The organism is Actinacidiphila bryophytorum (assembly GCF_016916835.1).
Taxonomy (GTDB): domain Bacteria; phylum Actinomycetota; class Actinomycetes; order Streptomycetales; family Streptomycetaceae; genus Actinacidiphila; species Actinacidiphila bryophytorum.
Map to the genome: position 1 here is coordinate 25634 of NZ_JAFFIX010000030.1, position 13757 is coordinate 39390.

Genomic DNA, 13757 nt, shown 5'->3' on the forward strand with positions numbered 1-13757 from the left:
CGCGTCCCCCGCTGACCTGCCCGCAAGGCCCGGCCCTCACCGGCCGCAGCCGGCCGCACGGCGGCAACCGGTCCCGCGCACAACGGAGTCCCACGACCCTTCGCGCGAAAGAGCCGAGACATGTCCGACCTGCCTTCCCTGACCTCCCTCCCCGTCACCGCCGCCCACCGCCAGCGGCTGCGCGCGGTACGCCCCGACGAGGCGCGGCCCGCCCCCGACTTCCTGCCGCCGGGCGCGACCTGGCTGCCCGCACCGGGACATGTGCTCCCCGCCGCGCCCGGCGGCGCCCCGATGGTCGGCTACCTGGTGCTGGTGCCCGCGGAACCGGGCGCGGCCGCCGCCGCGCCGCCCGCCGCCGTACAGGAGCCCGCCGCCGGCGGGGTGCGCATCGACGAGGACCGCCGCACCGCCGCGGTCGACGACCGCCAGCTCGACCTGACATACCTGGAGTTCGAACTGCTCGCGCACCTGGTGGCGCACCCGCACCGGGTGCACTCCCGCGACCAGCTGGTCACCACCGTGTGGGGGTACGGCCACGTCGGCGACGGCCGCACCGTCGACGTCCACATCGCCCGGCTGCGCCGCAAACTCGGCGCCGACCACCGCGGCAGCATCGTGACGGTGCGCCGGGTCGGCTACAAGTACGCCCCCGCGCCGGGCGACCGGGTGCGGCAGGGGGCTACGGCACGACGGTGACGGGCCACTTGCCCGCCTTCACCAGCCGGACGGCCACCGAGCCCACCAGCCGGTGGCCGGCCCGCTCCGAGGCGCCGACCACGACCGCGTCCGCGGTCAGCTGGTCGGCCGCCGCGGCCAGGCCGCCGAAGGGGTCGCCGCGGAAGGTGTGGAACTCCCACCGCACCTGGAAGGTGCCGCGCAGCCGCTCCACCGACGCGCGGATCTCGGCCACCAGCTGGGCCGCGATCCCGGTGTCCACCTCCGAGACCGGGACACCCAGCGCCGCCCCGCCGGGCAGGTACGGCTGCACGTAGACCAGGGCGAGCAGCGCGTTCTGCCGCCGGGCCATCCCCGCCGCATAGGCCGCGGCACGCCAGGACGAGTCCGAGCCGTCGATACCGGCCACGATCACCTTCGGACCGTCGGTACCGCGTTCGAACACGGTCGGGGATTTCTGCTCGTCCACGCGGCCAGGCTATCGGCCTGCGGCCTGCGGTTTCATCCCCGGACACCCAGGGTGATCACCCCAATGGGTGTATTGCCACGACATGGGCACCTTTGCGGGGCACGCTTTCGGAGAGGAGTGAAACAGGCAGCGTCCCATCGCCCGCAGCGCGCACCACGGTCAGGTCCGCGCCGCGTGCCATGGCCCGCCGCCCACGCCGCTACCGGGGAGGTTTGTGATGCCGAGCGTGTCCACGAGCGTTTTCGTGTCGAGGCCGGACACCGAGGTCTTCGACTTTCTCGCCGACGCCCGCAATCTCGCCCTGTGGAGCTCCGGGGTGGCCTCCGTCGACGCCGACGCCGTGGCCCCCGGCCGCGACGCGGCCTACGGCTACCGCTACCCGGGCAGGCGGCGGCCGCACCGGCTCGTGTGCGACCACTTCGAGCCCTGCCGCCGCATAGTCTTCCGCGGGCAGCGGATGTGGAGCCCGCTGGGCACCCAGGTGCCCGTCTACGGCTTCGACCTGATCCCGCACGGTGACGGCACCCTGGTCCGGCTGTCCGTGACCAGTTGCCTGAGCGCCGCGCTGCTGCTGCTCGCGCCAATCGTCGCCATGGCCTGGCGGCGCGACCTGCCCACCGACGCCCGCAAATTCTGCGACCTGCTCGGCGGCCCCGCCGCCTCCGCTCCCCTGCACGGCCCGCAGGTGCCCGCCTCGGGCGTGCCCGGCGGCGACTCCGGCGCCCCGGCCGCGACGCCGCTGCGCACCTCACCTGCGCCGGGTGGATTCGACTACGCTCATTGAGTGTTAAACTAACGGTGTGACGCGGCGCCCCCGAGCCCGTCATGCGTGACTGCCCCGGCCTGGTCCCCCCGTCCCGGCCGGGGCTCCCGCATGTCCGGGGCCTTCCGGGCCTTCCGGGGCCTGTCACGCGCCTGCCGCGCCGCTCAGGGCGCCGCCGGGCCGTCCTCCCCGCCGCCCCCGCCGGCCTGAGCCGCGGATACCCCGGAGAGCTTGTCCGGGTTGGTGACCAGGTAGATGTCGGTGACCTTGTCGCTGTCCGCGTCCAGGTCCACGACCATGACCGCGGTGGGGGAGTCGCCGGAGAAGACCACGACCGACGGGTCGCCGTTGACCTGCCGGTAGCGGATGTCGACGGTGTCGGGCAGCCGGTTGGCGGCGTAGCCGGTGACCAGCTTCGCCACCTTCTCCTGGCCCGAGACCGGCCGCAGCGCGGCGCTCACCTTGCCGCCGCCGTCGGTCCACAGCGTCACGTCGGGGGCGAGCAGGCTCATCAGCTCCGCCAGGTCGCCGCCCAGCGCCGCCGCGATGAAGCGCTCGGTCACCTGCCGCTGCAGCTGCCGGTCGGCCTGGTAGCGCGGCCTGCGGGCCTGCACGTGCTCGCGCGCCCGGTGCGCCAGCTGCCTGATCGCGGAAGGGCTGCGCTCCAGGATCGCGGCGATCTCGGTGTGCGGGTAGCCGAACACCTCGTGCAGCACGAAGACCGCCCGCTCCAGCGGGGTCAGCGTCTCCAGCACCACCAGCATCGCCATCGACACCGACTCGTTGCGCAGCGCGGACTCCGCGGCGTCCGTCGCCTGCGCCGCCTGCGGCTGGTCCGCGGGCTGCTGCGCCCCGGTGGCCAGCGGCTCGGGGAGCCACGGGCCGACGTAGGTCTCCCGGCGCCTGATGATGCTCGCCTGCCGCGCCAGCGCCTGGTTCACCGCGATCCGCACCAGGTACGCCCGCGGGTTGTCGATGTCCGCGCCGGCCGCCTTGCCGCTGCGGCGGGTCCAGGCGAGCCAGGTCTCCTGCAGGACGTCCTCGGTGTCGGACACGCTGCCGAGCATGTTGTAGACCACGGAGAACAGCAGTTCCCGGTGGTTGACGAACACCTCCGTGGCGCGGTCGCCCGCCGCCGCGGTGTGCTGCCGGATCGGAGTGTCGGACACGAGTGGGCCTCCTGTGGTGCGTTTCCCCGTTGGCCCTGAGAGGGCGTACGCACCTCCCAGCGTGACATCCGCTGGCCGAAATGTGATGTGCGTCTCGCCAGGCGGCGTATTTGTGCCGATTCCTCAGGCTTTGCACCGGCGATTTTTCGACCCGGGCCGACCGGACTGTCACAACCGCCGCATACGGGCGCTCTGTGATGCATGGGGCGTGGACGACGGCCCGGCAGCAGCCCGGAAACGGGTGCCGGAGGGGAGCCGCCGGTCCGTCGCCGCGCTCCCCGCCACCCCGCCCCGGGGCGGCGGACTCCGACACGTGCCGAAGGAAGTAGTCCGCCGTGGCCGACACACAGCAGGACATCGATTTCACCATCATGTACGCCACCCACCGCGCCTTCCGGCGCGACCTCCGGCGGCTCGCCGCCGCCGTGGACGCGGGCCGGGCCGGCACGCCGGAGGTCCTGGCCGGCTGGGAGAACTTCAGCCGCCAGCTCGACAACCACCACTCCGTGGAGGACGCGGCCCTGTGGCCGCAGGTCGAGGCCAAGATCAAGGACCGCCCCGACGACCAGCGCCTGATGGAGGCGATGGAGGCCGAGCACGCCGAACTCGGCCCGCGGATCACCGCGGTCGACACCGCCCTCAGGTCCGGCGCCGACGACCTCGCAGCCCGCATCCAGGACCTCTACCAGGTGATGGACCACCACTTCGGGCACGAGGAGGACAGCGCGCTGCCGCTGATCAACGACGTGCTCTCACCCGCCGAGTGGCGGACCTTCGGCCTGGCCAACGCCAGGAACCTCGGCGTCAAGGGCGTCGCGGTCTACATCCCCTGGGTCGCCGACGGCGCCACCGCCCAGGAGCAGCGCGAATTCCTGGCGGCGTTCCCGCCCCCGGTCCGCGCGGCCAACAAGCTCCTCTGGCAGCGCTCGTACCAGAAGAAGCGCCTCTGGCAGGTGTGAGCAACACCTTGGTGCCGGGTTTCCGCGCGACCTGCCGCGTCCGGTCGTGTCCGGACCTTCCCCCGGTGGGGGCTGGTCGCGCGGTTCCCCGCGCCCCTGAGTGCCCCGCCCTGCGGGCGGGGCTCAGTAACGCAGCACGGCCGCGACGTGGCCGACGTCGGCAAGCTCGCCGTCGGGGACGAAGCGGACCCGCGCCCCGGTGTCGAGCGCCTGCTCGGCGATCTCGTCGACGATGTCGTCCCGCGCCCCGCGGTCGCCCGCGGCGGCGGGGACCAGATGGTCCCCGTCGTCCCGCACCGTCGTGCGATAGCCGTCCTCGATCGCGACCAGCGCCACCCGCGCCTCGGCGACCGACTGCCATACCTCGTCCACGCCGCCGGCGAAGGCCTTGCGGCTGCGGGCGTCGTCCAGTTCGGAGAGCACGCCCGCGACCTCCTCCTCGGCCCGCTGCCCGGCCGCTGCGGCCAGCGCCTGGCGCAGCGCCTCAGCGGGCCCCTCGGCCAGCCCGCCCTGGGCGATCCGCCCGGCGGCATCCTTGACCAGCCTGCCCGCGTCGTCCAGCGCGGCCAGCGCCTCCGCTTCGCCGACCAGGTACATCGGCCGCGGGTCGGCCGCCACGACCACTCCCGCGTTCTCGGTCACCTGGCGCAGGAACTGCCGGGTCCGCTCGTCGTTGAAGGTGCTCGGCGTGTCGCCGATCTGCTCCTCACGCTCCGGGTCGAAGTCCTCGGGCACCCGCCGTACCGGGAAGGACCCGGTGACCTGCTCGGGCGCCCGCCCCTTCGAGCCGCTCCACAGGGTCGCGACGTCCGCGGACAGCGCCAGCACCCAGAACGGCTGGTTGGCCACGTGCGCGGCCACCAGGTTGCGGGTCAGGAAGGTCTGCGCGAGCAGCACCCGGGCAGGCACCGTCCTGGCCAGCGTCCACACCTGGTGCTCGCCCGGCGCCGCGAAGATCGCCAGGCCGTCCTCCGCGTGCACCAGGTCGACCTCGCCGAGCGCCTGGTCGAGCTGGCCGATCACGTCGATGCGGTCGGCCCGCGAGACCTCGGGGTCGTTGTGCACCGCGTCCTTGGCCTCTTCCAGCAGGTTGCGCAGCCGCACCGCGTCCTGCGCGTTGTCCGGCTCGCGGCGGTGGGTCGGCAGCAGCACGGAGACGGCCGGGTACGGCCGCGGACGGCGCAGGTCGGCGAGTACGGCGGGGCTGATCGGCGCTTGCATGGCGTGGCCCTTTCGGCGGCGGCATCGCGTGCCGGTGGCGTCCCCCGGGTCATCCCTTTGTCTCTTCATGGATATATCAATGTGTCGTCCCTCGCAGCTTGTACGGGCAGGCCGCAGGTCCCCCACCTGCGCCGCGCCCTGCCCGCCGGCCGGGCGCAAGCGGAACGCCCGCTGCCCGGGGCCGCTGCTGACAGCCGCGCGGGGGTGTGCGAAGCTGCCGAGCGCGACGAGGGGAGGCGGCGGTGGGCGAGGACCATGCCACGGCCAGGGCGCGACAAGCCGGGGAGCACCAGAACGCACCACGCGGGAAGGGCACGGGGGCAGCGGGGGGACGCGGCCGGGTGGGAGCCGCCGGTGCGGCGCTCGCCGTGGTCGCCGTCGCAGGGACCGCGCTCGGCGCGGTGCTGCTGCGCCCCGGGCGGTCGCTGACCGCCAAGAGCGGCGGGCCGCTGGACAACTCCGCCGTCGTCATCCTGATCGCGATCGGCTGCCTGGCCGCGGGACTGCTGGCCGGCAGCCGCTACCGCTCCAGGCTCGGCTACCAGCAGGACCTGCCGCCCTTCGAGCAGCGGCTCGCCGACGTGGTGCGGGTGACCCTGGTCGCCGCCGCCCTGGTGGTGCCGCTGCTGCTGCTGACGATGCACCACTTCCCGTCCGGCGGCTCCACCCCCGCCGAGCAGTACACCCGCCTGCCCGCCACCCCGCACCGCACCCCGCCCCCGGTCAGGCAGCACCCGCTGGGGCAGTCCTCGGGCGACAAGGGCATCAGCGTGCCGCACGTCGTGCTGACCATCGCCCTGGTGGCGCTGGTCCTGGCGCTGCTGCTCGCCGCCTACCGGCTGTGGCGGCTGCTGCGGCGCAGCGAGGAGCCGCAGCCCGCGGAGACCTACCGGCCCGCCGAGCAGGAGGTGCTCGCCGACGCCGTGGACTCCGGGCGCCGCGCGCTGCTCGGCGGCAGCGACGCCCGGGCCGCCGTCATCGCCTGCTACGCGGCGATGGAGGCCTCGCTCGGGCAGTCCGGTGTCGCCCGCAGGGCCTCGGACAGCCCGCAGGACCTGCTGGAGCGCGCCGCGGGCAGCGGACTGCTGACCGGACCGCACGCCTCTGACCTGACCGCGCTGTTCCGCGAGGCCCGCTACTCCACGCACCCCATGGACGACACCCACCGCGGCCGCGCCGCAGCCGCCCTCGACGGGATCGCCGCCCAGCTCGCCGAGCACGCCGCCGCCGATGCCGCCGCCGATGGCGCTGACTTGCCGCAGCCAGGCACCGGCGGAACGCAGCCGACCGCGGGAGTCCACCGGTGAACGACCGCCCAGAGCCCGGCGCACCCGGGTCCGTGCGCCACTCGCTGGTCCTGCTGGCGGCCGTAGGCGCCGTCACGGTCACCCTGCTGGGCCTGGCCGAAGGGCTGCCGGGCCTGGCCACCGGGCTCGCCGTGTGCACCGTCGCGGGCCTGGCCATCGCCCGCTACGTCACCGGCGCCGGCACCCAGGACAGCGGCTTCCGCCGCTCGGTGCGGCTGCTCGGCAGCCGGGCTCCCGCCCTCGGCGAATGGCACCGCGTTGTCGACAAGTCGATCGGCGACCGCAGTGACGTGCACTTCAACGCCACCCTCAGACCGCAGTTGCAGCGCCTTTTCGCGGCCCGGCTCGCCGAGCGGCACGGCGTCGACCTCTACCGCAGGCCGGAGCGGGCCAAGGCCCTCGTCGGCGCCGACCTGTGGCCGTGGATCGACCCGGAGCGCCGCCCCGCGCACCGCCCCGACCACCCAGAAAGGGTGCTCCGCGCGCTGCTCGACCGGCTGGAGGCGCTGTGAGCGCCGCGACCGGCCGCCGCCCGTACACCACCAGGCACAGTGAGGACCAGAGTTGAGCAGTCACGACCACCTGTACGACCACGACGCCCTGACACCGCGGCAGGCGGGGGAGCGGGCCGCGGAAGTCCTGGCCGAGATCCGTACCGCCGTCGTCGGCAAGCCCCGGCCGCTGGACATGGTGATGCTCGGCATCCTGGCCGGCGGGCACGTGCTGATCGAGGACCTGCCGGGCCTGGGCAAGACGCTGCTGGCCCGCTCCTTCGCCACCACCCTCGGCCTGGACTTCCGGCGTATCCAGTTCACCCCCGACCTGCTGCCCTCCGACGTCACCGGCGCCCCCTTCTACGACCAGCGCACCGCCGACATGGTCTTCCGGCCGGGACCGGTCTTCACCCACCTGCTGCTCGCCGACGAGATCAACCGCACCCCGCCCAAGACCCAGGCCTCGCTGCTGGAGGCGATGGCCGAGTCGCAGGTGTCGATCGACGGCAGTACCCGCGCGCTGCCGCACCCCTTCGTGGTCATCGCCACCGCCAACCCGATCGAGTACGAGGGCACCTACTCGCTGCCCGAGGCCCAGCTCGACCGCTTCCTGCTGCGGGTGCGGATGGGCTACCTGAGCGCGCAGGAGGAGACCGGCATGCTGCGCGCCCGGATCGGGCGCGCGGCACCCGAGGCGGTGCTGCGCACCCTGGGCAGCCCGGCGCAGGTGCTGGCGATGCGCGCCGCCGTCGAGCAGGTCGAGGTCGAGGAGGACCTGCTGGAGTACGTCGTCGCCCTGGTCGGCGCGACCCGCTCCCACCAGCACATCCAGGTCGGCGCGTCGCCGCGCGGCGGCCTCGCCCTGGTCCAGCTGGCCCGCGCCCGCGCCGTCCTGGACCTGCGCGACTACGCCACCCCCGAGGACGTCAAGGACGTCGCGGTCGCCGCCCTCGCCCACCGGGTCACCCTCAAGCCCGAGCTGTGGGTCCGGCAGATCGACGCCGACGACGTGATCGCCGAGATCGTCCAGTCCGTCGCCGCGCCGCAGACCCTGCCCCGCAGCCCCGTCGCGTCATGACCGGGCGACCCCCCGCCCTGGACCGGGCGCTGGGCGGGGCGACGTCCGCGCCCACAGAACCGCCGCCCGCCCCGCCGCCCGGCTGGCGGGCCGGTGAACGCACCCTGCGCTACGGCACGCTCGCCGCGGTCGCGGTGGCCGCCGCCCTGGTCACCGGGCACGCCTGGCTGCTGGCCGCGGCCGCCGCCCCGCTGGCGCTGCTCGCCCTGGCCCTGCCCGCCGGCCGCAGACCGCAGCAGCTCACCCCCGCCGTCGACGTCGAGCCGCGGCGCTGCTTCGAGGGCGAGCAGATCACCGCCACGGTCACCCTCGCGCACGACGGCGCCGCGGGCCGCCTCGACCCGGGCATCACGCTGGGCCCGGGTGTGCGGCTCGACGACCTCGGTGTCACCGAGGGGCGGATCCGGCTGACCCTCACCGCACAGCGCTGGGGCCGCTGGACGCTCGGCACCGTGGACCTCGACGTGTACGACACCGGCGGCGCCGCCCGCCGCACCGTGCGGGTCGACCTCGGGGAGGTCGCGGTCTTCCCGGTCCCCACCGCGGCGGGCCTGACCCCCATCCCGGTGCGGCTGCCGCAGCGGCTCGGTGAGCACACCTCCACCCAGCGCGGCGAGGGTGTCGAGGTCACCGGCATCCACCCGTATGTGCGCGGCGACCGGCAGCGCCGCATCCACTGGCCCGCGACCACCCGCCGCGGCGAACTCCAGCTGCACCAGTTCGCCGCGGAGAAGGCCTCGGACACCGTCGTGCTGCTCGACGTGCTGGCCGACGTGCGCGACCCGGCGACCGGTACGTCCTCGCTCGACGAGACCTTCCGCGCCGCCGCGGGACTGGTCCGCGCCTACCTGCGCACCCACGACAGGATCGGCGTGGTCTCGGTCGGCGGCGCCACCCGCTGGCTGCAGCCCGGCAGCGGCCAGGGCTACTTCTACCGGATCGTGGAGAGCGTCCTGGACGTCCGCAAGGACCTCGGCTACCGCACCAGCGGGCTGCGCAGGCTGCCGCCGCCCGCGCTGCCGGAGAGCGCGCTGGTCTACGTCTTCACCCCGCTCACAGACCAGCGCATCATCGACGTGCTCGACCAGGTCAGGTCGCGGGCCAACCCGCTGGTCGTGGTGGAGATCCCCAGCGGCGACCCGACGGTGGAGCCCGGCGACCGCACCGGGGAGCTGGCCCTGCGGCTGTGGCGCGCCGACCGCGACGCCATGCGCTTCGCGCTGACCGAACGCGGTATCGCCGTCATCGCCCACCGGCCGGGCGAGACCCTCGACCTGGCACTGGCGCCGCTGCTGCGCACCCGCATCCACGGAGGACGCCGATGAACCGCGCCGCCGCCCACCGGCTGGCCGCCCGCATCCTCGGCACCGCCCTGGCCGTGGCCGCCTGCAACCCGCCCCGGGTCCTCGGCGCACCCGTCGCCGGCTGGGCACTCGTCCTGGCCGCCGCGGGCGCCGCCTGGTGGGCCGCGCCAATGGTGGACACGCGCCCGGTGCTCAGCTCCATGCGGTGGTCCGCGGTCGCCGTGCACCGGCGCAACACGCTGCTGCCGGCCGGTGCGATCGTGCTGGCCGCGCTGACCGGCCCCGCGGTGTGGCTGGCCGGTTGCGTCACCGGGCTGCTGGTCGCCTATCTGCTGGTCACCGACGGCTGGACGATGGGGGCGACCGCTCCCGCGGGCACCGACCGCGCGACCCCCGCGCTGGCCGCCACCGCCGCTGCGGCCGTCGTCTTCGCCGCCGCCACCGCGCCTGTCGCCGACACCTCATGGGCACGGCTGCCCGCGGCCCTCGCGATCGCGGCCACCGCCGCCTGCGTGGCGCTGGCCCTTCGACACCGCGCCTGAGCGACCGCGGCCCGCGGGTGTCCTGCCGACCGCCCGCACTGCCCGTGGGCGGGCGGCAGCCCCGGGAACACCACCTGTATCGGTTCAGTAAATACGGCCTTCTCTTCCGAACGACCTGCTTCCCATCAGCGCTTGCCGTGCTTTACCGTTTAATGGCCCCGGCCCGCCCAGGGCCAGGGACCAGCCGACGCCGCAGGCAAGGGGCAAGGAGAAGCGATGAAGGACGTCACACCGGTGGTCGACGGCTGGAAGCTCCGCCTGCCGGGCGGCGGCACAGGCGCCGGCCCAGGCGACGGCCCCCTCGGCCCCGGCACCGCGGGCGGACAGGACACCGTCGCCGCCGCCGTTCCCGGCTGCGTCCACACCGACCTGCTGGCCGCAGGCCTGCTCGCCGACCCCTTCCTGGACCGCAACGAGCAGGACGCGGCCTGGGTCGGCCGCACCGACTGGACGTACGAGACGGCGCTGCCCGCGCACACCACAGGACACGAGCGCAGCGACCTGGTCTTCGACGGGCTCGACACCGTTGCCGAGATCACGCTGGGCGGTCGCAGGCTGGGCGCCACCCGCAACATGCACCGCAGCCACCGCTTCGACGTCACCGCCGACCGCTCGGCCATCGCAGGCACCGCGCTGACCGTGGCCTTCACCTCGGCGTACACCGAGGCGGAAAGGGTCAGGTCGCTGGTGGGGGAGCGGCCCAACTCCTACCCCGAGCCCTTCCAGTACATCCGCAAGATGGCCTGCTCCTTCGGCTGGGACTGGGGGCCGACCCTGGTCACCGCCGGGATCTGGAAGCCGGTGCGCCTGGAGCACTGGTCCACCGCCCGGCTGGCCGGGGTCACCCCGCAGGTCACGGTGGCCGCCGGCACCGGCCGGGTCGAGGCCGGGATCGTCCTGGAAAGGACCGCGGCAGGCGCCGGCCGGCCGCTGACCATACGGCTGCGGGTGGGGGAGACCGTCACCGAGACCGCCGTGCCCGCGGAAGCGGACCGGGCCACCGCGGTCGCCGAGATCGCGGACCCCGACCTGTGGTGGCCGCACGGCTACGGCCGCCAGCCGCTCTACGACTGCGAGGTCACCCTGCTGGACCCCGCCGCCCCGGCCGGGGAACTCGACCGCTGGCAGCGCCGCGTCGGCTTCCGCACCGTCACCCTCGACACCTCGCCCGACGAGCACGGCACCGCCTTCACCCTGGCCGTCAACGGAACCCCGGTCTTCGCCCGCGGCGTCAACTGGATCCCCGACGACGCCCTGCCCACCAGGATCGACGCCGCCCGCTACCGGCGCCGGCTGCAGCAGGCCGTGGACGCCGGCGTCGACCTGGTGCGGGTCTGGGGCGGCGGCATCTACGAGAGCGACGACTTCTACGACGCCTGCGACGAACTGGGCCTGCTGGTGTGGCAGGACTTCCTCTTCGCCTGCGCCGCCTACCCCGAGGAGCAGCCGCTGCGCTCCGAGATCGAGGCCGAGGCCAGGGAGAACGTCGCCAGGCTCGCCCCGCACCCGAGCCTGGCGCTGTGGAACGGCAACAACGAGAACCTGTGGGGCTTCCGCGACTGGGAGTGGGAGGACGCGCTGGCCGGCGACTCCTGGGGTGAGGGCTACTACCTGGGCCTGCTGGCCAGGGTCGTCGCCGAGACCGACCCGACCCGACCCTACTGGGCCGGCAGCCCCTGGTCGGGCTCGTGGGACCACCACCCCAACGACCCGCGGCACGGCACCGCCCACTCCTGGGAGGTGTGGAACCGCACCGACTACACCGACTACCGCGACAGCGTCCCGCGCTTCGTCGCCGAGTTCGGCTGGCAGGCGCCGCCGGCGTACGCCACCGCCCGCCGCGCCGTGTCCGACGACCCGCTGACCCCCGACTCGCCCGGCATGCTGCACCACCAGAAGGCCGCGGACGGCAACGGCAAGCTCACCCGCGGACTCGCCCGGCACTTCCCCCTGCCCGCCGACTTCGACACCTGGCACTACCTGACCCAGGTCAACCAGGCGCGGGCCGTCGCCACCGGCATCGAGCACTGGCGCTCGCACTGGCCGGTGTGCGCGGGCACCGTCGTCTGGCAGCTCAACGACTGCTGGCCGGTGACCTCCTGGGCCGCCGTCGACGGCGACGAGCGCCCCAAGCCGCTCTACCACGAGCTGAAGCGGCTCTACGCCGACCGGCTCGTCACCGTGCAACCGCGCCCCGACGGCCTCGTCGCGGCGCTGGTCAACCAGACCGCGCAGGACTGGACGGGCACGGCGGTCCTGTGCCGGGTCGCGGTGGACGGCGCCGTACTTGCCGAGGTACGGCTGCCGTTCACCGCGGCACCCAGGACCGTCGCCGAAGTCGCCCTGCCCGCACAGGTGCTGCCCGCGGACGGCAGCGGCAAGGAACTGCTCACCGTACGGGCGGGGGAGCTGCGCGCCTTCTGGTTCCCGGTCCGCGACAAGGACTTCGGCTACCCCGAGCCCGGCTGGGACCTCGACCTGGCCGTCCACCCCGACGGCTCTGCCGCCGTCACCGTCACCGCACGCACCCTGCTGCGCGACCTGCTGCTGCAGGCCGACCGGCTCGGCCCCGGCGTCACCGCCGACACCGGCCTGACCACCCTGCTGCCCGGCGAGAGCGTCACCATCACCGTACGCGGCTGGGAGGTGCCCTCGTCCGACGCCGCCGCGGCCGCGCTGTACTGCGTGAACACGGCCGTGCGGGAAGGTGATGCGGGCGTGGCCCTGTGACCGGGTCCTCCCCGGCCGGCCCAGGACACCGCCCCACCATCAAGGACGTCGCCGCTCTCGCGGGCGTGTCCAAGGGGGCGGTGTCGATGGCCTTCAACGGCCGCCCCGGCGTCTCGGAGGCCACCCGCGCCCGGGTGCTGGCGGCGGCCGGCGCGCTGGGGTGGGAGCCCAGCCTGTCGGCCCGCGCCCTGTCCGGCTCCCGCACCGACACCGTCGGCCTGGCCATCGCCCGCCCGGCCCGGATGCTCGGACTCGAACCGTTCTACATGGAGTTCATCTCCGGCATCGAGAGCGTCCTCGCCGAGCGCGGCGGCGCCCTGCTGCTGCGGCTGGTCAAGGACGCCGACGAGGAGATCGGGGTGCAGCGGGCCTGGTGGCGCTCCCGGCAGGTCTCCGGGTCGGTCCTGGTCGACTTCCGCAAGGACGACCCGCGGGCATCGGAACTGGCCGGCCTCGGCCTGCCCGCCGTCGCCGTCGGCCACCCTTCGCTCACCGGCGGCCTGCCCTCGGCCTGGACCGACGACGCGGCGGCCGTCGGCGAGGCCGTGCGCTACCTGGCGGCGCTCGGCCACCGCAGGATCGCCCGGGTCGGCGGCGCGGCAGAACTCGGCCACACCGCGATCAGGGCCGCCGCCTTCGAGGCCGCAGCACACGAGCTGGGCCTTGAGCAGTGGTCGAGCATCGACACCGACTTCTCCGGCACCCAGGGCGCCCGCGCCACCCGTACGCTGCTCGCCTCGCCGCACCGCCCCACCGCGGTCCTCTACGACAACGACCTGACGGCGGTGGCCGGCCTGTCGGTCGCCGCCGAGATGGGCCTGTCGGTGCCGCGCGACATCTCCCTGCTGGCCTGGGACGACTCCCAGCTGTGCCGGCTCACCCGGCCCGAGCTGTCGGCGATGAGCCACGACGTCTTCGGCTTCGGCGCCGAGGTGGCCCGCCGGCTGCTGACCGTACTCGACGGCGGGCAGCCGGAAGCGGGGCCGGTCGCCACGCCGGTACTGACCCCGCGCGGCAGCACGGCCCCGCCGCGGCACTGAAAGGGC

At 74.5% G+C, this 13757-nt stretch carries 13 protein-coding genes; 10 read left to right on the plus strand and 3 right to left on the minus strand.

What is annotated here, in order from left to right; translation table 11 throughout:
* The first annotated feature begins 120 nt into the window (after positions 1-120).
* Positions 121-696: a winged helix-turn-helix domain-containing protein gene (locus tag JT723_RS30810; RefSeq protein WP_205048147.1), complete on the plus strand. Its 576-nt coding sequence runs from the start codon at positions 121-123 to the stop codon at positions 694-696.
* Here JT723_RS30810 and JT723_RS30815 read toward each other — a convergent pair.
* Entirely contained in the window at positions 680-1144 is a 465-nt protein-coding gene (locus JT723_RS30815) for a universal stress protein (RefSeq protein ID WP_205048148.1), read from the minus strand. The two genes, JT723_RS30810 and JT723_RS30815, sit on opposite strands and share 17 nt — an antisense overlap.
* A gap of 226 nt (positions 1145-1370) precedes the next feature.
* Between JT723_RS30815 and JT723_RS30820 the strand changes: the two genes are divergently transcribed.
* A complete protein-coding gene (locus JT723_RS30820) occupies positions 1371-1928 on the plus strand; it encodes an SRPBCC family protein (protein ID WP_205048149.1) in 558 nt (185 codons plus the stop codon).
* Between the two features lie 143 nt (positions 1929-2071).
* Here the strand turns inward: JT723_RS30820 and sigJ are convergent, their stop codons facing one another.
* Complete coding sequence (gene sigJ / locus JT723_RS30825; RefSeq protein ID WP_205048150.1) at positions 2072-3076, minus strand: RNA polymerase sigma factor SigJ; 1005 nt, start codon at positions 3074-3076, stop codon at positions 2072-2074.
* A gap of 335 nt (positions 3077-3411) precedes the next feature.
* Here sigJ and JT723_RS30830 point away from each other — a divergent pair, with 335 nt between their 5' ends.
* Positions 3412-4035, plus strand: coding sequence for a hemerythrin domain-containing protein (locus JT723_RS30830; RefSeq protein ID WP_251513899.1), 624 nt, complete (start codon positions 3412-3414; stop codon positions 4033-4035).
* 123 nt (positions 4036-4158) lie between these two features.
* Here JT723_RS30830 and JT723_RS30835 read toward each other — a convergent pair whose 3' ends face one another.
* A complete protein-coding gene (locus JT723_RS30835) occupies positions 4159-5256 on the minus strand; it encodes a baeRF3 domain-containing protein (RefSeq protein ID WP_205048151.1) in 1098 nt (365 codons plus the stop codon).
* Positions 5257-5597: 341 nt separating this feature from the next.
* Here JT723_RS30835 and JT723_RS36310 point away from each other — a divergent pair, with 341 nt between their 5' ends.
* The 7 genes from JT723_RS36310 to JT723_RS30870 all read left to right on the plus strand — a co-directional run bounded on the left by JT723_RS36310 (position 5598) and on the right by JT723_RS30870 (position 13751).
* Positions 5598-6563 carry a DUF4129 domain-containing protein gene (locus JT723_RS36310; RefSeq protein WP_205048152.1) on the plus strand — a complete coding sequence of 322 codons (966 nt, stop codon included), beginning with the start codon at positions 5598-5600 and terminating at the stop codon, positions 6561-6563.
* Complete coding sequence (locus JT723_RS30845) at positions 6560-7075, plus strand: hypothetical protein (RefSeq protein ID WP_205048153.1); 516 nt, start codon at positions 6560-6562, stop codon at positions 7073-7075. The genes JT723_RS36310 and JT723_RS30845 overlap by 4 nt, the downstream gene beginning before the upstream one ends.
* Positions 7076-7127: 52 nt before the next feature.
* Positions 7128-8135, plus strand: coding sequence for an AAA family ATPase (locus JT723_RS30850; protein WP_240166447.1), 1008 nt, complete (start codon positions 7128-7130; stop codon positions 8133-8135).
* Positions 8132-9460 carry a DUF58 domain-containing protein gene (locus JT723_RS30855; protein WP_205048154.1) on the plus strand — a complete coding sequence of 443 codons (1329 nt, stop codon included), beginning with the start codon at positions 8132-8134 and terminating at the stop codon, positions 9458-9460. Before JT723_RS30850 ends, JT723_RS30855 begins: the two co-directional genes overlap by 4 nt.
* Complete coding sequence (locus JT723_RS30860; RefSeq protein ID WP_205048155.1) at positions 9457-9981, plus strand: hypothetical protein; 525 nt, start codon at positions 9457-9459, stop codon at positions 9979-9981. Before JT723_RS30855 ends, JT723_RS30860 begins: the two co-directional genes overlap by 4 nt.
* Positions 9982-10197: 216 nt before the next feature.
* Positions 10198-12711, plus strand: coding sequence for a glycoside hydrolase family 2 protein (locus JT723_RS30865; RefSeq protein WP_205048156.1), 2514 nt, complete (start codon positions 10198-10200; stop codon positions 12709-12711).
* Positions 12708-13751, plus strand: coding sequence for a LacI family DNA-binding transcriptional regulator (locus tag JT723_RS30870; protein ID WP_251513901.1), 1044 nt, complete (start codon positions 12708-12710; stop codon positions 13749-13751). Before JT723_RS30865 ends, JT723_RS30870 begins: the two co-directional genes overlap by 4 nt.
* Positions 13752-13757 lie beyond the last annotated feature (6 nt).